The 20,623-nt window shown below is 49.2% G+C and carries 20 protein-coding genes; 1 reads left to right on the top strand and 19 read right to left on the bottom strand.

From position 1 onward, the window contains the following. Positions 1-4: 4 nt before the first annotated feature. Entirely contained in the window at positions 5-1,312 is a 1,308-nt protein-coding gene (bioA, locus tag AACZ64_RS03440) for an adenosylmethionine--8-amino-7-oxononanoate transaminase (protein WP_339639691.1), read from the top strand. 13 nt (positions 1,313-1,325) lie between these two features. On the opposite strand, the gene AACZ64_RS03435 is transcribed toward bioA, so the two are convergent. The 19 genes from AACZ64_RS03435 to AACZ64_RS03345 form a co-directional block, all read right to left on the bottom strand. After that, positions 1,326-2,357 (bottom strand): tryptophan--tRNA ligase, encoded by a 1,032-nt coding sequence (locus AACZ64_RS03435; protein WP_293614840.1) that lies wholly within the window; start codon positions 2,355-2,357, stop codon positions 1,326-1,328. A gap of 73 nt (positions 2,358-2,430) precedes the next feature. Next, positions 2,431-3,744, bottom strand: coding sequence for a M18 family aminopeptidase (locus tag AACZ64_RS03430; protein ID WP_293614839.1), 1,314 nt, complete (start codon positions 3,742-3,744; stop codon positions 2,431-2,433). Positions 3,745-3,750: 6 nt separating this feature from the next. After that, on the bottom strand, positions 3,751-4,638 hold the full coding sequence (locus AACZ64_RS03425; protein ID WP_293614838.1) for an NAD(P)-dependent oxidoreductase: 888 nt from the start codon (positions 4,636-4,638) through the stop codon (positions 3,751-3,753). A 21-nt stretch (positions 4,639-4,659) separates the two neighbouring features. Next, a complete protein-coding gene (locus AACZ64_RS03420) occupies positions 4,660-5,460 on the bottom strand; it encodes an undecaprenyl-diphosphate phosphatase (protein WP_293614837.1) in 801 nt (266 codons plus the stop codon). A gap of 4 nt (positions 5,461-5,464) precedes the next feature. Further along, entirely contained in the window at positions 5,465-6,184 is a 720-nt protein-coding gene (gene tsaB / locus AACZ64_RS03415; RefSeq protein WP_293614836.1) for a tRNA (adenosine(37)-N6)-threonylcarbamoyltransferase complex dimerization subunit type 1 TsaB, read from the bottom strand. Positions 6,185-6,282: 98 nt separating this feature from the next. Next, the gene (locus tag AACZ64_RS03410; protein ID WP_293614835.1) at positions 6,283-7,290 is read right to left on the bottom strand and encodes a hypothetical protein; all 1,008 of its coding nucleotides are present in this window, start codon (positions 7,288-7,290) and stop codon (positions 6,283-6,285) included. Positions 7,291-7,435: 145 nt separating this feature from the next. Then, positions 7,436-8,422: a ferrochelatase gene (gene hemH / locus AACZ64_RS03405; protein WP_293614834.1), complete on the bottom strand. Its 987-nt coding sequence runs from the start codon at positions 8,420-8,422 to the stop codon at positions 7,436-7,438. Between the two features lie 70 nt (positions 8,423-8,492). Further along, positions 8,493-9,146: an adenylate kinase gene (adk, locus tag AACZ64_RS03400; protein ID WP_293614833.1), complete on the bottom strand. Its 654-nt coding sequence runs from the start codon at positions 9,144-9,146 to the stop codon at positions 8,493-8,495. Positions 9,147-9,265: 119 nt separating this feature from the next. Beyond that, positions 9,266-10,099 (bottom strand): nucleoside triphosphate pyrophosphohydrolase, encoded by an 834-nt coding sequence (gene mazG, locus AACZ64_RS03395; RefSeq protein WP_339639689.1) that lies wholly within the window; start codon positions 10,097-10,099, stop codon positions 9,266-9,268. A gap of 3 nt (positions 10,100-10,102) precedes the next feature. Further along, on the bottom strand, positions 10,103-12,355 hold the full coding sequence (gene relA, locus AACZ64_RS03390) for a GTP diphosphokinase (RefSeq protein ID WP_293614831.1): 2,253 nt from the start codon (positions 12,353-12,355) through the stop codon (positions 10,103-10,105). Between the two features lie 139 nt (positions 12,356-12,494). Beyond that, positions 12,495-13,397: a cysteine synthase CysM gene (gene cysM / locus AACZ64_RS03385; RefSeq protein ID WP_293614830.1), complete on the bottom strand. Its 903-nt coding sequence runs from the start codon at positions 13,395-13,397 to the stop codon at positions 12,495-12,497. A 162-nt stretch (positions 13,398-13,559) separates the two neighbouring features. Then, on the bottom strand, positions 13,560-13,940 hold the full coding sequence (acpS, locus tag AACZ64_RS03380; RefSeq protein WP_293614829.1) for a holo-ACP synthase: 381 nt from the start codon (positions 13,938-13,940) through the stop codon (positions 13,560-13,562). Further along, complete coding sequence (gene recO, locus AACZ64_RS03375; protein ID WP_293614828.1) at positions 13,937-14,677, bottom strand: DNA repair protein RecO; 741 nt, start codon at positions 14,675-14,677, stop codon at positions 13,937-13,939. The genes acpS and recO overlap by 4 nt, the downstream gene beginning before the upstream one ends. Before the next feature lie 111 nt (positions 14,678-14,788). Then, positions 14,789-15,673: a GTPase Era gene (gene era, locus AACZ64_RS03370; RefSeq protein WP_293614844.1), complete on the bottom strand. Its 885-nt coding sequence runs from the start codon at positions 15,671-15,673 to the stop codon at positions 14,789-14,791. Positions 15,674-15,687: 14 nt separating this feature from the next. Then, on the bottom strand, positions 15,688-16,359 hold the full coding sequence (gene rnc / locus AACZ64_RS03365) for a ribonuclease III (protein WP_293614827.1): 672 nt from the start codon (positions 16,357-16,359) through the stop codon (positions 15,688-15,690). Positions 16,360-16,383: 24 nt separating this feature from the next. Continuing rightward, a complete protein-coding gene (locus AACZ64_RS03360; protein ID WP_339639688.1) occupies positions 16,384-16,749 on the bottom strand; it encodes a DUF4845 domain-containing protein in 366 nt (121 codons plus the stop codon). A gap of 31 nt (positions 16,750-16,780) precedes the next feature. Continuing rightward, positions 16,781-17,533, bottom strand: coding sequence for a signal peptidase I (lepB, locus tag AACZ64_RS03355; protein WP_339639687.1), 753 nt, complete (start codon positions 17,531-17,533; stop codon positions 16,781-16,783). Positions 17,534-17,542: 9 nt separating this feature from the next. Next, complete coding sequence (lepA, locus tag AACZ64_RS03350; protein WP_339639685.1) at positions 17,543-19,342, bottom strand: translation elongation factor 4; 1,800 nt, start codon at positions 19,340-19,342, stop codon at positions 17,543-17,545. A gap of 188 nt (positions 19,343-19,530) precedes the next feature. Further along, a complete protein-coding gene (locus AACZ64_RS03345) occupies positions 19,531-20,607 on the bottom strand; it encodes a trypsin-like peptidase domain-containing protein (protein ID WP_293614824.1) in 1,077 nt (358 codons plus the stop codon). Positions 20,608-20,623 lie beyond the last annotated feature (16 nt).

Here is a 20,623-nt window from a genome sequence, read left to right as displayed (position 1 = left end):
CTACATGAAACACTTGAATGCGTCTCAAATATTGGCCATAGATAAAAATCACATTTGGCATCCCTATTCGTCTTTTGTGGATCCTTCGCCGGTTTATCCTGTGGCCAGCGCCGAGGGTGTCAGACTATACCTGTCCGATGGACAAGTACTAATTGACGGCATGTCATCCTGGTGGAGCACAATCCATGGCTACAACCACCCTGCCCTCAATGCAGCTATAACCGCCCAGATCAGTAAAATGTCCCACGTAATGTTTGGTGGTATTACCCACGAGCCAGCAGCGAAGCTCGCGCAGACATTAGCCGAGATCACTCCGGCCGGACTGGAAAAGGTTTTTTTATCGGACTCGGGGTCTGTCAGTATAGAGGTAGGCATGAAAATGGCTCTCCAATATTGGCAGTCACGGGGAGAAAAAGAAAAATCGCGTTTCCTGAGCCTTAAACGTGGTTATCACGGTGATACCTTCGGCGCCATGTCCGTATGTGATCCAGTTACAGGTATGCACCATCTGTTTCGTGACGTTCTGACACCCCAGTTTTTTTCAGAATCCCCTCAGTGCGGCTTTGATGATGCCTGGAGTGAGGATTACATCCTCAGTTTCAAGCAAACTATCAGTGCTCATGCCGATGAAATCGCTGCCGTAATACTGGAGCCAGTGGTTCAGGGTGCGGGGGGCATGCGTTTTTATTCGCCGATATTTCTGAAGCGTGTTCGTGAATTGTGTGATCAGTATGATGTGTTGTTAATTATCGATGAAATAGCCACGGGTTTCGGTCGCACAGGAAAGCTTTTTGCCACTGAGTGGGCTGGGATCTCGCCGGATATCATGTGTCTGGGGAAAGCGCTGACGGGTGGCTACATGACGCTCGCTGCTACTTTGTGTACGGAGAAAGTCAGCAACGGTATTTGTCTTGGTGAAGCGGGCGTATTTATGCACGGTCCAACATTTATGGGTAACCCCCTGGCCTGTGCCGTGGCCAATGCGAGTATTGAATTACTGCTTTCCTCAGATTGGTCAACCCGTGTTATGAATATCGAGCAACAATTGATTGCAGAGCTGACACCTGCCAAGGATTATAGCCATGTGGAAGACGTGCGAGTGCTTGGGGGTATCGGTGTCATTGAGATGAAGAACCCGGTTAATCTGCCGATCATTCAGAAACAATTTGTCGATAAGGGTGTTTGGGTTCGACCTTTCGGGAAGCTCGTGTATGTCATGCCCCCTTACATTATCAGCAAAACCGATTTGTCATTCCTAACCAGTGCGTTGGTTGAGGTTTTGAAAGATGCTGCACACTGTGAGCGAGGGTGAGCACTAATACCTTTCAGGACAGAGAATGTAGGCCGACGGCACGGTTAAGTGTGGCCATAAATGGGACACTTACCGCTCTTGCTTTCTCTGCTCCTTCATTGAGCATGTTCTCTATGTGAGATGGGTTTTCGAGTAGTTCATAATAGCGTTGCCGTGGCTCTCGCAGCTCGGCTTCAATCAACTCAAACAGTTGCTTTTTGGCTTCCCCCCAGGCGATACCATTTTCAAATTCACGACGCATTGCGGCGGTTTGCTCGCTGCTGGCAAATGCCCGCCAGATTTGAAATACAGTGGAGGTGTCTGGGTCTTTGGGCTCGCCGGGTTCCAAAAGGTTGGTCTTGATTTTGTTGATGTGTTTCCTGAGCTGTTTTTCAGGCAGAAACAGGGGAATGGTATTGCCGTAGCTTTTACTCATTTTGCGACCATCCAGCCCTTGTAATACAGCAACATGGTCATCGATCACGGCTTCCGGCAAGGTGAAGTGCTCGCCGTACACATGGTTAAAACGTTGTGCGATATCCCGAGCCATCTCAATATGCTGAATTTGGTCCCGGCCCACCGGCACCCTGGTGGCGTTGAACATCAGGATATCGGCAGCCATGAGTACCGGATAGGAAAAAAGGCCCATGGTAATACCATAATCCTGGTCCTCCCCAGCATCCTGATTTTTTTGAACAGAATCCTTGTAGGCATGGGCCCGGTTCATTAGTCCCTTGGCGGCAACACAGCTCAGGAACCACATTAGCTGAGTAATTTCGGGAACGTCTGACTGTCGATAAAATACAACATTGTCAGTATTGAGACCCAGAGCCAACCATGTGGCAGCAATTTCTCTGCTCGACTGGTGGACCATGGCGGGATCCTGGCATTTAATCAGTGCATGATAATCCGCGAGAAAATAGTAAGCATTGATGTCAGGTTTCTGGCTGGCCTCAATGGCTGGACGGATCGCGCCCACGTAGTTGCCCAGATGCGGTGTTCCTGTGGTTGTAATACCCGTTAAAACAGTATTTTTTTCAACAGTTGAAGCTGGATGCTGACTCATGATTAGATTCTTTGGTCCGGTCTCGATTGTGGTCCACATCATACGGGTTTCAGGGGTTGAATAAAGCCTGTATTCAGGTCTCCTGAATCACCAGTGTTGATTGATGGTTATAGAACCCCCGTAGCACCCGGTATAAATTGAACGCATCATCTGCACCAGCCATCTCGCGGATAGAGTGCATCGCAAATGTAGGCACACCGACATCCAGTGTTTGAACACCAATCATTGCAGCAGTGATTGGTCCAATGGTGCTCCCGCAGCTTAAATCAGTCCGGTTAACAAACGTCTGCACTGCAACGCCCTCCTTTTCACAGAGGTGACGAAACATAGCGGCGCTGATGCTATTGGTGGCATAACGCTGGTTGGCATTCATCTTGATGACCGGCCCTTCGTTTAGGCGTGGTCCATGATTACTATCATGGCGATCCGCAAAGTTTGGGTGAATGCCGTGGGCATTATCTGCAGAGACCAGTAGTGACTGACGCATAACGCGGGTAAGCAACCCCGGATTCGGGTACAGACGCTGCAACACTGATTGCAGCATCGGGCCGTTTGCGCCGCAGGCTGAGATGCTGCCGACTTCTTCATGGTCGTTACAAATCAGCATACAGGTAGCTTGATCGCCAGCTTCCAGAAGCGCCTGAACACCGGTAAAACAACTCAACAAGTTATCCAGTCTGGCGCCGGAGATAAACTCATTATGCATACCGGTCAGGACCGGCTTCTGACAATCATAAAGGTACAGTTCATGATCGAGAATTCTGGCTTTTTCCGGTAACTCACCGGATGAGGAGAGTTCTTTTGCTAGGAACTCGAAGAAGTCTGTCACTGATTTATCCGGATCCCTGAACAACAGAGGTGGAATATCTGTTTGAGGGTTCACCTTGCGCTCATTGTTTGCATCCCGATCCAGATGTATGGCGAGGCTCGGGATGACTGCCACAGGTCTTTTCAGGTCGATCAGTACCTGGTCTAACGAGCCCTCACCATTATCGAACACCAGACGCCCGGCGATGCTGAGATCACGGTCAAACCAGGGATTGAGAAGCGCCCCACCATAAACTTCGACACCCAATTGAAAATAGCCCTGACGGTTCAGTTCCGGTTTTGGTTTTACTTTAAGGCAGGGACTGTCCGTATGGGCCCCCACCAGGCGTATTCCTGATTCAAGAGCAGATTGGTGCCCTGCGATAAAGGCGATAAGGGATGAGCCATTGCGAACGGTGTAATAGCGACCGCCGGGTTGTATGTCCCAGTCTGTTTCTTCTGGGAGCCGGGTAAATCCACCAATTTCCAGTATTTCACGCATGTTTTTAACGGCATGAAACGGTGTTGGGGACTGATAGATGAAATTCAGCAGCTGCTGGTTGTAATATTGCTTGTTCATTATTGACTAACTGCCAACCTCATTTTCTGTTTTTTCAAGCCTTGCTAACAGGCTGGATGTGTCCCATTGCCCGCCACCCATCAACTGGACTTCCCGATAAAATTCACTGATCAGTTTTGTGACGGGAAGGTCGCTACCATTAAGCCGGGCCTCTTCCAGCACTATAGCCAGATCCTTACACATCCAGTCCACTGCAAAACCGTGATTGTACTCACCAGCTAGCATGGTTTGATAGCGATTTTCCATTTGCCAGGATTGTGCCGCCCCCTTGGAGATAACCTCAATAACTTGGCTGGGGTCAAGACCTGCTTGACGAGCAAAAAACAGCCCTTCAGCAAGTGATTCAATAATACCCGCCACGCAAATCTGGTTCGCCATTTTACAAAGCTGTCCAGACCCGGCTGGGCCCATCAGAGACACCTTGCTGGCATAGTGCTTAATAATAGGCGTTACTCGCTGGAAATCTGCTTTCTCCCCACCGATCATCACTGTTAGGGAGCCTCGCTCAGCCCCCTGCTGTCCACCGGATACCGGGGCATCCAGATAAGCCATTTTGTGTCTGCTGGCCTCTTTGGCGAGCTCTCGACTGACTTTGGCCGATACGGTGGTGTGATCGACAAAGAGTGTCCCGCGAGAAGCCCCGCTAAAGCCACCCGAAGCCCCCAGTAGAACCTCTTGCAAAGATTCGTCACCACCGACGCAGGTGAAGACAATATCGGCTTTTTTGACTGCTGCTGCTGGGGTCGGTGCTGAAAAACCGGTGTACTGTTCAAGCCATTGAGCTGCCTTTTGTCGTGTGCGGTTATACACACAAACTGAAAAACCAGCCTTGCTTAAATGGCCCGCCATCGGGAACCCCATGACACCGAGACCAATGAAAGCAATATTTTTCATAAACGATGTCCCTGGTAGTAGTTAGCTATTAACAAGGATGGCGATCAGCAAGGCACCCAATAACAGTCGGTAGATGACAAAAGGCATCATCCCAATCCGGGTGATCCAGATAAGAAATACACGAATACAGAAGTAGGCTGCGATGCAAGAGAGTACTGCACCCAGAACAATATCACTCCATGGCACCTGTGGTAGCTGCATCAGTTGAGCACACTTATAACCACCACTGAGAATAATGACGGGAATTGCCATCAGGAAAGAAAAGCGGGCGGCCGACTCTCGTGTAAAACCCAGAGCCAGCGCAGCTGTCATGGTAATTCCTGATCTCGATGTCCCGGGAATAAGGGCCAGCGCCTGTGCCATCCCGATAAAAAGTGCTGAATGCCAGGTGATTTGATCAAGCGTTTTTACGCGGCGTCCCCAGAAATCAGACATACCCAGCAGCAAACCGAACAGGATGGTTGTTGCAGCAATCACTGCAATTGAGCGCAGTTGGCTTTCAATAAAATCACCCAGCAGCAGACCTGCCAGGCCAGCGGGAATAGTTGCGAGAATAAGCAGCCAGCCCAATCGGCTCTCAGGCGTGGCTTTGCCGCCAATCAAACTCTGGCACCAGTGCATTGCCACTTGCTGGACATCATGGCGAAAGTACCAGAGTACAGCGGTCAGGGAGCCGACATGAACGGCGACATCAAATGCCAACCCCTGGTCTGTCCAGCCCAGTATGGCTGAGGGCAAAATAAGATGCGCAGAGCTTGAAATGGGCAAAAATTCGGTCAGCCCCTGAATAATAGCCAGAAAAAAAACCTGTAAATTATCCACTTCTCTAGGTTCCTGTTCCGCTTATAGGGTTATTTGCACGTAGTCGTTTTCGTTTTTGCCAGGAAACTTTATCTCTGAGATAGAGCGGCTGCACTTCATCTATAGCCATTAGAGCACCTTTCTCAATTTGCGGCATGGCAATAGTCAGCACATCACGAGCATCGGGCAGTAGCGTCGAAGCCTCAATGGTGGAAAATAAATCGATCCGATCGGCGTAGTGCCAGCCATCACCAATCACCGCAAGAGGCAAATCGCTGTGGGGGAGTATTATTGTTTCAGGGGGAGAAAGGTTGTCGGGGGTCAGACGGGTTAAGCCGACACCATTCCATTCAAAGACCGACCAGTAAACTTCATCCATTCGGGCATCAAACATCGGTAAAAGCCGATAACTATCCTCTATAATTAATTTCCTACAGGCTGTATGAGCCAGGGTTTCCAGACTGGACACGGGCAATACAGGAATGTCACCACCAAGGGCCAGGCCCTGTACGACACTGAAGCCAATCCGAATGCCCGTAAATGAGCCGGGCCCCCGGGTAAATGCGAGTGCATCGAGTTCGCTTAACGTTATTTCTGCCTCTGACAGCAACTCATTTACCATTGGTAATAACAGACGGGTGTGCTCACGGCTGGCAAGCTGGAAACGACTGCTCACACTATTCCCTATCGACAGTGCTACAGAACATGCCTGAGTCGTCGTATCAATGGCCAAGACTTTTTTCACAACGAACAATTCCCCCCTGAATCGGGGGGAATTGTAACCTGTTTGCTTTGAAGAACGGAGTTAGATTGGGGGCGGTTCACACCGTCACGAATGAGCTGCTACTCCGGCGATGTATCCGGTTTATTACTGGCTGGCGGCGAGCTGGTGGGTACAGCTGTACTCTTCTTCGCTGTATGTGTTGCCCGTGTCGTCGTTTTTTTCGTTGGTCCCGAGGTGCTGGATCGTCTGGATTGGCCAACGGTGGTTTTTTTTGCGGCGGGCTTTCTAGCTGGCTTCTTCGCTTTGTTTGCGGTATTGGCCACCGGCTGCTTAGTTGTAGCCTTAGCCCTGGATGGTTTCTTTGCTGCTGTTGCTGTTGCCGAGGGGCGACCGGGGCTTCTCCTGGATTTTGTTGGGCTGGTTTTGGCCGTGCGAGCGGTTGATTTTACTGACGGTGCCTTGGTGGCTGCCGAGTTCTTCGGTGGGCGGCCGGGGCCGCGTGTGGAAACTGTTTTCGTGACAGCCTGCTTGCGGGAATTGATTTTTTGTTCAGCATTCTTGATGACAGCTGTAGCCTGCTTGTGCAGTCGTTTTTCAATGGCTTTGACTCGAGTCAAAGCATTCCTCTCGACTCTCTTGACCTGTCTGGCAATGGTGCTGGCGCGTTTTTTGAGCCAGGACTTTTTATAGCGAGCCACTGCCCTGTCTAGATCGTTAGCAGTTTTCTGCTCGAGTTTTTGTTCTGTTGCGATAATACGGGCTCGGGCTTTCTCTTCTGCTTCTGAGACTTGAGACAGAATTTTTGCTGCCCTGAGTTCGGCTTTTACCAGCGTATTTTTTGATATGAGACTGTTAAGTTTGCTGATATTTGTTTTGACATCCTGAGCACGCTTTTTAAGTGACGCCTCAGAGGCTTTAGTTGTCTTTCCAGTGACCCGGTTTTTCGCAGCGGTTAGCTTTTGTTTTGCGTCAGCAACTTTTTTCTTCTGTACATTGATTTCCCTCTCGGTCCGCTCCAGGGCGACAGCTGTTTTATTGACTACTGAAGATGTAGTTTTTCTAGCAGATACAGGTACAGTTTTTTTATCAGATGTTTTGGCTGTACGCTTTTGGGGAGCTTTGGCCATTGTGTTTCTCCTTGATATTGGAAGAGATACGTTTTTTACTGGGAACACAGAAGATGGTTAAAGTTTATTCAAAAAATAGAATATTTCCACTTTAAAACAGAGAAATTATTATTTTAATTTTAAAATGGGGTATTAATTGTAAAATTTAGTGGTTCAATAACAGGTTTTTTGCGGTCATTTCGGCGAGTGCATTGATAAATAACGGCGTATTATTGACGCAGGGGATGTAATGATACTTCTCTCCCCCCTGTTCAAAAAATAGTTCACGGTAACTTATATTCAGTTCTTCAAGGGTTTCGAGACAATCTGCAGTAAATGCGGGACTAACAACGTCCACCGACCTGATACCCTCCTCGATCCATTGCTTAAGTTTGTCATCGGTATAGGGCTGAAGCCATTTTTTTGGGCCAAACCTTGACTGATAGCTCATCGACCATTCAGAAGATGCAAGCCCAAGAGCACTGGCAATGGCATGAGCGGTTACCCGACAATGTTCGCCGTAGGGATCACCTTTATCGACGTAATCCTGAGGGATTCCATGAAAAGACATCAAAAGTTTTTCATTGCGTCCATGCTCAGCCCAATAGGCTTTAATCGTTTCGGCGATTGACTGAATATAGCCAATATCATCGTGAAAGGACTTTATGACCGTCATGTCTGGAACATTGCGGCTTCGCCGGATGATATGGGCCACCTGGTCGTAGATCGCTCCTGAAGTTGATCCCGAGTATTGGGGATACATGGGGAGGATTAAAAATTTCTCGATACCTTTTTCTTCGAGACGCTGGATGGTTTCATCCAGCGCTGGTTTTCCATAGGTCATGGCTTCCGCAACGACAGGCGCTTCCTCATCGTAACGGTCTGTTAATACCGCCTGTAAGTCGGCAACCTGGCGACCGCTGATGACCCGCAAAGGGGAGCCGTCCTCCCACCATATTTCGCGATAAGCATGGGCAACTCTTTTGGCGCGCAAGGGGATGATCAGCAGCCTGAGTAGAAACCACCAGATCAGTCTGGGAGCCTCAACCACTCGAGGATCAGATAGAAATGCCCTGAGGAAACGGGCTATTGAGGCAGGTGTCGGTTCATCCGGTGTGCCCAGATTAACCAGAATGACAGATGTTTTACTCATCGGACTCCAGACTTTTAACCGGCAAAAAAAATGGGCTCTTCCTGAGCCCATTCTGCATCAGATGCCGGCCTCAGGCTAGCGCTTCTTCAAGGCGTGCTTCAACTTCCGGGAGCTTCCCAACGCCGTTGACACAAGCGTAGGAAGGCGCTTTCTCAGGTTGAGTTCTGGCCAGATCCTTATAGAAACCAACCAGAGGCTGAGTCTGCTCGTGATAGACAGAAAGACGGTTGCGAACAGTGTCTTCCTTATCATCTTCACGCTGTACAAGTGGTTCACCGGTAATATCGTCCAGCCCCTCTTTTTGCGGCGGGTTATGTGCCACATGATAAACACGGCCAGATCCTTCATGAACACGCCGTCCACTCAGGCGCGAAACAATTTCTTCGTCTTCAACATGGATTTCAATGACTTTATCGATGGCCACACCTTCGTTTAACAAAGCCTCAGCCTGTGGGATTGTTCTAGGAAATCCGTCAAAAAGAAATCCGTTGACACAATCGGGCTCTTGAATGCGTTCTTTTACCAATGCGATGATCAGGTCATCGGAAACCAGCCCGCCAGAAGCCATAATATCTTTAGCTTTGAGACCAAGCTCCGAGCCCGCTTTTACTGCTGCCCGCAACATGTCGCCCGTGGATATTTGGGGGATCCCAAATTTTTCAGTTATGTATTTGGCCTGTGTACCCTTACCGGCACCCGGTGGGCCCAATAAAATAATTCGCATTCGTGATCTCCGATTATCTGGGGTTGAGTTTTTAGAGTGATTAGTCAATTACCCAAACTCGCAATTGAGGGCGCAAACATTACACAGAAACGACCATAACCACAAGCTAGACGGCGCTGTTACGGGTGTTTGGACACAACTGAAAACTTGGCTTCTGTCCATAAATCGTCGAGTTGCTCCATGGACATATCGACCATCGTTTTACCCCGATGATGCAAGCTTTGCTCGATGTGATTGATCCGCTGCTCAAATTTCGCCGATGACCTCCGAAGAGCGCTTTCAGCGTCAACTTTCAGGTGACGACAGAGGTTGACTACTGTAAACAACACATCGCCAAGCTCTTCTTCAATGGCGTCCGCTTCTCCCCCTGTGATTGCCTTATTGAGCTCATGGGTCTCTTCATGGACTTTATCCAGAACGCCCTGTATATCTGGCCAATCAAAACCGTGGCTGGCAGCTCTCTTTTGCAATTTTGTCGCGCGGGTCAAGGCAGGTAAACCCAGGGGAATATCGTCAAGGATCGATGCCTGGCCCTTGTCTCTTCTCTCGCCTTGCTTGATGGACTCCCAGTTATCTTTGATGGATTGCTCTTTGGGCTCTGCTCCTCCCGGTTGACGCTCACTGGTCAGCGTCCCTTCAGGGAAAACATGGGGATGGCGGGAAATGAGCTTTTTTACCAATAGTGAAACGACCTCCTCAAAATCGAACAGATTTCGTTCTTTCCCCAACTGGGAGTAGAAAATGACCTGGAACAGTAAATCACCTGACTCCTCTTTGAGCTGGCCGTAATCCCCATGTTCTATGGCATCAATGACCTCGTAGGCTTCCTCCAGTGTATAGGGGGCTAGAGTTTTAAAAGTCTGTTTCAGATCCCAGGGGCAGCCGGTTCCCGGTCTGCGAAGTCGCTCCATCAGATAACACAAATTGTCGATGGTATAAGTGGTATCTTCCATAGGTTAGCCCTCATCAATACGTTGCAAGCCAGTGACATTCGGAATTTGTCTCAATTTTGTCATGACATTACTCAACTCATTAATATTCATGACTTCCAGGGTCACTTCCATCCTGACGGAAACGCCCTTTCTGCCCTGATCGCTTCGTGAAGACATGGCCAGAATATTGAGCCCTGCTTTATCCAGAACCGCACTGATATCACGTAACAAGCCACTCCTGTCGTAGGATTCAACTGCAATTTTAACGGGATAAACCTTTTTCGGTTCACCGCCCCAACTGACCTCAATGACTCTTTCCGGTTCAACATTTTGCAGGCGAAGAATTTTTCCGCAATCCTTGCGATGCACTGAAACACCCCGGCTGTTGGTGATATAACCGACGATTTCGTCGCCAGGTACAGGCTTGCAGCAACCGGCAATGTGAGTCAGCAAGTTACCCACACCATAAATATAAATATCGGATTCCTGATAGCGACTGGCTTTTGGTGGGGTGATGAAAATAGGTTTTTCGGGCTTTTTATTCAAGTCAAGCATGGCCAGAATGGCATTCACAACCTGAGTGACACTGGTGTCTCCCGCTCCGATAGCGGCGTAGAGCCCAGTCTCTCCGTGCTTATTGAACTTTTCCGCAATCGATTCGAGATTGACTTGCTTGATATTTAATTGACGAAGCTCCCGATCCAGCATGGATTTGCCGGCCTGCGCATTTTTTTCATGGTCCTGTTTTCTGAACCATTGCTGTATCTTGGATCGAGCCTGGGCTGAGTGAATATAGCCCAATGCTGGCGACAACCAGTCACGACTGGGTGATTCCTGCCTACCCGTAAGAATGGTTACCTGATCGGCGGTTCGCAATGACGCATTCAATGGGACAATCCTGCCGTTTACTTTGGCGCCCCGGCAGCGATGGCCAATCGAGGTGTGAATGCGATAGGCAAAATCCAGTGGAGAGGATTCGGCCGGCAAATCGACCACATGTCCTTCGGGTGTAAACACGTATATCCGATCGGTTGTACTATCCCGATTAATCAGCTCTTTGACATGGTCTTCCTCGATTTCCTCGTGCCATTCCAGAACCTGCCTCAGCCAGGCGATTTTTTCTTCGTAGCGGCGGTTGGTGGTCCTGGTATCGGTACCTTTATAGCGCCAGTGAGAACAGACGCCCAATTCAGCTTCATCATCCATTTCATGGGTCCGAATCTGAATTTCCAGCACCTTGCCCCCCGGACCAATTACGGCTGTGTGCAGGGATCGATAGCCATTTTCCTTGGGGAAGGCAATATAATCATCGAACTCATTGGGAATATTGCGCCAATGTCCATGCACGATACCCAGTACGGTGTAACAGTCCGCTACCGCGGGCACCAGGACTCGCACTGCACGAATGTCATAAATTTGCGAAAAGCCAACATCCTTGCGCTGCATCTTTTTCCAGATGCTGTATATATGTTTTGCACGGCCAGCGATTTGTGCCTTTACGTCTGCTTTTTCCAGCTCCGAATGGAGCGTATCGATCATTTGGTTGATATAGTGTTGACGATCCATACGACGTTCATCGAGCAATCGTGCGATCTGTTTATACTCCTCTGGCTCCAGATAGCGAAACGCCAGATCTTCCAGCTCCCATTTGAGTTGGCCAATACCGAGTCTGTGCGCTAAGGGTGCATAAACGTCAAAAATCTCACGGGCAACGCGCTGACGTTTTTCATCGGTAGCTGTTTTCAGTGCCCGGATAGCACAGGTGCGCTCTGCAAGTTTGATCAAGGCCACACGTACGTCATCGATAATAGAAACCAGCATTTCACGGATTTTCGATGCTTGCTGAGTCGCCGTGTGACCAAACACGAGACCTTCGCTGTCAGCACGCATGGTGCTGATAACCGCCATTTTCAGAACGCTTTCAATGAGAGCAGCGATTGGGTCACCGAAGCGGTTTCTGACCGTTGCGACGGGAATGCGCCCTTCTCTTACAACCCGGTATAAAATGGCAGCAACCAAACTGGCGATATCATGAAGGTGGAGTTCAGTGAGAATTTCAGCCATTTCGAGGCCGGTTCTGAAGCTGCTGACAGTCGGTGTCCAGCGTTCACTGCCTGATTTTTCTTCTGCATCGCGCGCCAGTTCACAGGCGGCGATCAGGATATCCCTGGCACCTGCTTCAGCGAAGATTTTGTCTCTCAGGAGATCGTCGACCCAGCATTCTATTTTTACCGTCCCCTGCTCCTGAACGGGGTGATGGTTTCTGACCTGTACCATAAACAGCTCTCGTCTGAATTATTTGTATGCCAGGCCAGAAGGCGTCTTTAACTGGAGGAATAGCTGTCTTGACTAACGTTGACCTTTGCAGCAATTGTGCACGTTGTATGAGGTCATGCAACGGTGTCAGCCTGCCAAACTACAGTTTTTGATCTTCCTGATAAAGTCCCGATGAGAGATAGCGATCACCGCGATCGCAGATAATCGCCACGATGACTGCATGCTCTACTTCACGGGATAAACGCAGTGCAGAGGCCACAGCGCCGCCCGAGGAAACACCACAAAATATGCCCTCTTGCCGCGCAAGAGCCCGCATGTAGTCCTCTGCCTCCTGTTGTCCTATATCCATAACACGATCGACACGTGCGCTATCGAATATAGCCGGCAGATAGGCCTGTGGCCAACGCCGAATACCGGGAATACTCGCCCCTTCCTCAGGTTGCAATCCAACAACCTGAATCTCGGGGTTTTTTTCTTTGAGGTAGCGGGACACACCCATGATGGTGCCGGTAGTGCCCATGGAGCTAATGAAATGAGTAATCTTTCCGCCACTCTGCCGCCAGATTTCAGGGCCGGTATGCTCATAATGAGCCAGTGGGTTATCGCTGTTGGCAAATTGGTCCAGGACGATTCCCTTGCCCTGTTGCTCCATGGCTTTTGCAAGATCTCTGGCGCCTTCCATGCTCTGTTCACGGCTGACCAGGATAAGCTGCGCCCCATAAGCTTGCATGGCCGCCTTGCGCTCTTCAGTGCTATTCTCCGGCATGATCAGGGTCATCCGGTAACCTTTGATGGCTGCGGCCATGGCCAGTGCGATACCGGTATTGCCCGACGTTGCTTCGATAAGCGTATCGCCCGGTTTGATCTCCCCTCTCGCTTCGGCATGCTGGATCATGCTGATTGCAGGCCGGTCTTTTACCGACCCAGCAGGATTGTTGCCCTCCAGCTTTACCAGAATAACGTTACTGGTGTCTCCCGGAAGTCGTTGTAGCCTAACCAGCGGAGTTTCACCAATACAGGATTCAATGGTTGGATAGATCATCAGTTTTCCGGTAAAAGGAAGAATTCAATATTCACTAAACAGGCTGTTATTTTAGCCACCCATGATCTGCTTGTCTTGGCGGAACAGACTATAGATCAAGATTGTTTGTATATAAACGCCAGCCAAATTGTTATGTAGAGCGATTCACGCGAGAGCCTATGGCTATTGCGTCTGAGTGAGCACCACAAAGGCGACCGCAAAATCACGTTCATCAGATAAACTGAGCAACACATTGTTGGCGCCCAGTTTACACAGATATTTTTCGGCATTGCCAGTTAGCAGGATTGCGGGTGCGCCAGCGGGATCGTTGATAGTTTCCATGTCTTGCCAAGAGACCTTGCCAATACCCGTACCCAGGGCTTTGCTCAACGCCTCTTTGGCGGCGAAGCGTTTGGCAAGGTAGGCAGCCGGATTAGGCTTGCTATCGAACAGGTCAAGCTCGCGGGGACAAAGTATCCGCCTGGCAAATTCACGTCCGTGACGATTCAGTGCCTCACTGATTCTGGCCACCTGTACAATGTCTGTTCCTATGGCAACAATCACGAAGTTTTAGCCCCGCTGGTCTTTTGAAGGTTAAACAGTTCACGACTTCGCAGAGGTTTGTTCCCAAGATGTTCCTGAATGGCCAGCCGCATCAGTCGCTTGGCTGCTTTGGCGATGTCAAGGTCATGATAGTCACCGTTGCCGATAGCCAATAACGCTTCACCCCAAAATAGGTAAGGTGATGTTTTATCCTGTTCCGATGGTTGGCAGTGGGAAAACCCAGTAGATGGATCCAACCAGTACCACTGGTCCGGCAATACCGGATGACCGGAGACGATATCGGTATCGATCATTAACCCGTAGCCAGCCTCATCTAGCAAGTTGCGCTCGAAAAGCCGCAGAGCAGGTTCAATCGGTTCGCCATCGGCGAGACTTGTCATGATATTGAGATAGTGGTCAAACAGGTGCTGGTGAGGATCGTGCTCTACAAGTAGCCGTATCAGCAGTTCATTGAGATAAAAGCCGCTGTACAGACGTTCGCCAGAAAGCATCAGCGAACGCCCTGAGTGCTCTGCACTGACCAGGGTTTTCAGTTCTGCTTTTCCGCTCCATCCCACCAGTAGTGGTGTAAACGGGGCAAGTATCCGACTGCCATTTTTTGGCCGCCGGAATCCTCTGGCGACCACGCGCAGACGACCATAATGGCGGGAAAACAAGTCTACCAGCTGGCTGGTTTCCCGATAAGGTCGCGTATGGAGAACAAAAGCTGGCTCTGAGTCGACACGCAAATTGGTCATATCGCGATGATACAGGCTGTAGCAGTTCGTCGGATAGTATCACTGCCACTCTTCGACATATTGCCAATTCTAACGTTGATGGTGAATAACCCCGGTCCTGGAGTAGACCGGTTAATCGTCGTAGCCGAGGCTGCGCAGTGCCCGGTCGTCATCTGACCATCCACGACGCACTTTTACCCAAAGGTTGAGCATGACCTTTGATTCCAGCATACGCTCCATATCGAGGCGAGCCTGCTGGCCGATTTTTTTCAATCTACCGCCTTTTTCACCGATAATGATTTTCTTCTGGCCATCTCGCTCGACAAGAATCAGCGCACTGATATGACATATTTTTTCAGAGGGTTTGAATTCCTCAACCTCTACGGCCACCTCGTAGGGAAGCTCGGCTCCCAGCTGACGAGTGATCTTTTCCCGGATAATTTCAGCCACCATGTAGCGTTGACTGCGATCTGTAATCTGGTCGTCGGGGAAGAAATGAACACCCTCCGGAATATACTGAAGAATGGCACGTTCAAGTTGGGCTAGTTGCTGTCCCTGCAGGGCTGAAACCGGGATCAGTCGTGCTTTGGGAAAGCGCTCGGCTAACATTCGCAGATGAGGCAGCAGAACCGCTTTGTTCTCCAGTCTGTCCAGCTTGTTCAGGGCAATAATAACTGGTACGTTACTTTTCATTACCTCCTGCGCGACCTTTTCGTCAGCTTCCGTCCATATGGCACGATCGACAACGAAAACAATAACGTCAACGTCACGAATTGCACTTTCAGCAGCGCGATTCATGGACCGGTTGATCGCTTTGCTTTGATTGTCATGTAGTCCCGGAGTATCGACAAAAACGAGTTGCGCGTCACCTTCTGTCTTTATGCCAAGCATATTTTGTCGAGTCGTCTGCGGTTTGCGTGAGGTAATGCTTATTTTTTGACCCAATAAGTGGTTCAGTAATGTGGACTTTCCAACATTTGGTCGACCGACAATGGCCACGTATCCACACCGCTTGATAGATTCTATTTCAGTCACTTGATGAGTCCGGCTAATGCGTTTTCAGCTGCTTTTTTTTCGGCCGTACGGCGGCTACTGCCTTCGCCAAGGGCAGGAGTTTTCAGGCCATCAACCTTGCACTCTACCGTAAAGAACTGGCTGTGTGCTTCGCCGGTCACGGAAATCACTTCATAATTAGGCAATGGTCTCCCTTGAGCCTGCATAAATTCCTGTAAATGGGTTTTCGGGTCCCTGAGCGTATTTTCTGACAGGTTGGCAAGACGTCCGCTGAATAACTCCATGACGACTTTTTCGCAGGCAGCCATACCGCCGTCCAGATACACTGCTCCGATGATAGCTTCTACTGTATCTGCCAATATAGATGCCCGTCGGTGGCCGCCACTCTTCAGCTCGCCGGCACCCAGATTCAGACATTGACCTATCTCCAGCTCCTTGGCTATTTCGGTAAGTGTGGCACCTTTGACAAGATTGGCACGATAGCGACTCAAGTCACCTTCTTTGACCTGAGGAAGACGTTCGTAAACAGCATGACCAATAATAAAATTCAGCGCCGCATCGCCGAGAAACTCCAGACGTTCGTTGTTGACCGAACCATGGCTGCGATGGGTTAGGGCCAAATCGAACAGGCTGGTATCCCTGAATGGGTGATTAATACGATCGAGTAGCCGTTTTTTTGATTCTTTCACGCCCAAGTTCTGCAAGTGATCTGATTATCTGGCGCTGTCATAGGTATTTTCAAAGCGTACCACCACATCCAGATTTCCCATGAAATTAATTCTTTTTTCATAATTGAGGCTGACCGTTGTATGCGTCTGTTCACGCTTGATTTTGACCAGCTTTGTGTCGATATCGCGTACATTGTTGATATCAAAATGGGTTAAAAGCTTTCTGCGGACTTCGGTATCACTCATATTATGGATATTCTCATCCGCCAGTGAATCTATTGCTGCTTTGACAAAAGAGTTATCGAGATACAGTGGTCCTATTTTTAATGCTGCGGTAATAAAAAAACCCACTATCGCAAGCGACAGGAGGCCACCAAGCACCGTAATACCCTGTTGATTAGTATGTTTCATAGCATTGGCTCCAGGTGTCTACCTGTTGATATTAGTTGATTGTGCCGGCCCGGTCGAAGCTTGGCAGCTCGCCAAATGATTCCCAATGCATCCAGATTAATACGGCCTTGCCAACAATATTCTCTTCCGGTACCGGACCCCATACCCGGCTGTCACTACTATTGTCACGATTATCGCCCATCATGAAGTAATGATTTTCCGGAACAACCAGGGCATAGTTTCTACCCAGTGGTCCCGCCACTTTATTTTTTTGCACGGTATGAACGAGGCCATTCAGATTCTCAGTAATCAGCTCGAATCTTGAGTCTTCTGCAGCGTCGGGCAATAGTGTCTGCTCAGCCAATAAGCCATTTATATATAACATATTATTCCGTAATTGAATTTCATCCCCGGGAAGGCCAATGACTCTTTTGATGAAATAGCGGTCATCATCGGGTGGAAAAAAGACCATCACATCCCCTCGCTTTGGCTCATTAATCGGGACAACCTTGGTACCGATCACAGGCAGCCTGAGGCCATAGGTAAACTTGTTTACGAGGATGAAATCGCCAACTTTTAAAGTTGGTATCATTGATCCGGAAGGGATCTGGAACGGTTCAAAGAGAAATGAACGAAGCACAAAAACCAGCAGCAGGACGGGAAAAAATGAACCGCTGTATTCAATCCAGCCCGGAACTGGCTCATCCTCGCCGCGTTTTTTTGAGAGTACAAAACGATCAGAAAACCATATTACTCCGGAAATCATTACCAGAAACAATAAGATTAGCGGAAAATTAATATCCATTTACAAGTCTCAACTATCCGTTTTAAGTACAGCCAGGAATGCTTCCTGAGGGATTTCTACACTGCCCACCTGCTTCATCCGCTTTTTACCCTCTTTCTGTTTTTCCAGCAGTTTTTTCTTCCTGGTCATATCGCCACCATAACATTTTGCGGTGACATTTTTTCTCAGGGCTTTCACTGTGGTCCGGGCAATCACATGACCACCAACAGCTGCCTGAATAGCCACATCAAACATCTGGCGCGGAATCAACTCTTTCATTTTTTCTGTCAGTTGACGACCTTTGTACTGTGAGTGTTGGCGATGAATGATCGAGGCCAGAGCATCTACTTTTTCGCCATTAATCAGGACATCCAGTCTCACCAGAGGAGCCGTCTGGAAACGTGTAAATGCGTAGTCCAGTGATGCAAATCCCCGACTGACCGATTTTAGGCGGTCGAAGAAATCCATGACAACTTCACTCATGGGCAGTTCATAGGTTAGTGATACCTGACTAGTGGTAAACACCATGCTTTTTTGAGTACCACGTTTTTGCTCGCAAAGTGTAATGACGTTGCCCAGATAATCCTTTGGAACGAGAATACTCGCTTCACAAAGAGGTTCCCGCATTTCTTCTATACTGGCCGGATCTGGAAGGTCGGAGGGGTTTGAGATGTGCAAGATTGCACCATCTGTTTTTATTATTTCATAAACAACCGTGGGTGCAGTCGTAATGAGGTCGAGATTGTATTCCCGTTCGAGGCGTTCTTGAATGATCTCCATATGCAGCATGCCGAGGAAACCACAGCGAAATCCAAAACCCAACGCGTCAGAGCTTTCCGGTTCATAAAACAATGAAGCGTCATTCAGCGTGAGTTTGGCCAGTGCCTCACGAAAGTCTTCAAAATCATCTGAACTAATCGGGAACATGCCGGCATACACCTGCGGCTTGACTCGTTGAAAGCCGGGTAGCGCAGGAGTATCCGGGGTATGACTGTGAGTAAATGTGTCGCCTACTGGCGCACCATGGATATCCTTAATCCCTGCAACGACGAAACCTACTTCACCCGCCCTGAGAACCCCGGTATCTTTTCGCTTGGGAGTAAAAACGCCGATATTATCTACCACATGTGCTTTACCGATGGATTTGGTAATCACTTTGTCTTTCGCTTTCAGAGTACCCTGGGTCACCCGCACCAGGGAAACGACGCCGAGGTAATTGTCAAACCAGGAGTCGATGATAAGTGCCTGTAAGGGTGCATCCAAATCGCCTACCGGGGCTGGTACTTTAGCCACAAGCTGTTCCAGTATGTCCTCTATCCCGAGCCCGGTTTTTGCACTGCAGCGCACGGCATCCTGGGCATCAATACCGATGATATCCTCTATCTCGGCAATGACCTTCTCGGGTTCTGCCTGGGGTAAATCCATTTTATTCAGAACAGGAATGACTTCGAGGCCCTGAGCAATGGCGGTGTAGCAGTTGGCGACAGACTGAGCTTCAACACCCTGCCCTGCATCCACTACCAATAAAGCACCTTCACAGGCAGCCAGTGAGCGCGACACCTCATAGGAGAAATCCACATGGCCTGGTGTATCAATGAAGTTGAGCTGATAGGTTTTGCCATCTCTGGCACGATAATCAAGTGTCACGCTCTGTGCCTTGATTGTGATGCCGCGCTCTCGCTCGATATCCATCGAGTCGAGAACCTGCTCAGCCATTTCACGCGAAGAAAGCCCACCGCAAATTTGAATAAAGCGGTCAGCAATGGTGGATTTCCCATGATCGATGTGCGCGATAATAGAGAAGTTTCGGATATAACTAAGGTCGGACACAGCGATTCAATCAGTTTGCAGCCGGTCGGGCTGGGGGGGTTAATTTTAGGCCATGCAGTCTAGCGTATTTGCTGTGTGGACGCCATGAGTACCACGCCAAACAGCCAAACGCTCTGCAAAAAGTATGGGATTCCACAGAAACTTATTTCTTGATTTTCTTGGATATGGAACGGGTAAATAGCAGTAGTTTAAGGATTCAGCCCGTCCGGTAAAGTACCAACGATCACATCAAGCGTTTTCTTCTTTTTTCCCCGGATCAGTTGAGCCTTGATTTGGCTGCCAGGTGACAACAAACCAACCACATGGGGCAGATCCCCTGATTCGATAATTTCTTCATTATCAAAGTACAGAATAATATCGCCGGCCTGAATGCCGGCTACATCGGCCGGACTTCCGGCTTCAACCTGGACAACAAGCGCCCCCTGCGTTTTTGTCAGCCCCGATGATCGGGCCAGCGACTTGTCAACCTCCTGAACGTAGACACCAAGCCAGCCACGATCAACACGGCCCTTTGATTTGAGCTGTGACACAACATCTATAGCGACACCTGCAGGTACAGCAAAAGACAGGCCTATCGATCCGCCGGAGTGGGTAAATATTTGAGAGTTTATACCCACCACCTCGCCATCCAGATTCAGTAAGGGGCCACCGGAATTACCTGGGTTGATAGCAACGTCACTTTGAATAAACGGCACATAATTATCGCCATTTTCGGTAGGTATACTGCGGCCAATTGCGCTGATAATCCCGGCGCTCACCGAATAATCAAGACCGAATGGTGAGCCTATCGCCAGGGCCCAATCGCCTACTTTGACCTTGCCGGGATCGGCAAAGTTGATTTTTGGTAGGTTCTTGGCATCAATCTTGAGTAACGCCAGGTCCGAGCGATGGTCAATGCCGATTACCTTTGCTTCAAACTCGCGGCGGTCTATTAATCGAATGATCACCTCATGGGCATTTTCGACCACATGTTCATTAGTGAGAACGTAACCGTCATCGGAAATGATAAAACCGGAACCGGTTGCATGTGCCTCCCCTGCCTTGCCATCTTCATGGGGTTCACGGAACATATCAGGAATATTTCGCTCGTGCATCTGGGTCATTCCCGCCCCAATGATTTTTTGAACGGAATCAATTTTTACGACCGCGGGGGATGAGGTTTGAATTAATTGATTGAAATTTGGCAAATCCTGCCGATTAGATTGGCTGAGGGTCAGTGCTATAACTACAAAGAGCAATGCCCCCAAAGAAAACCACTTAAACATATGTGCTTCCTCTTTA

Origin of the sequence: uncultured Porticoccus sp. (genome assembly GCF_963975625.1) — a bacterium.
Taxonomy (GTDB): Bacteria; Pseudomonadota; Gammaproteobacteria; order Pseudomonadales; family Porticoccaceae; genus Porticoccus.
The sequence above is the reverse complement of the archived record's forward strand: the minus strand, read 5'-3'. Positions and strand labels throughout refer to the sequence as shown.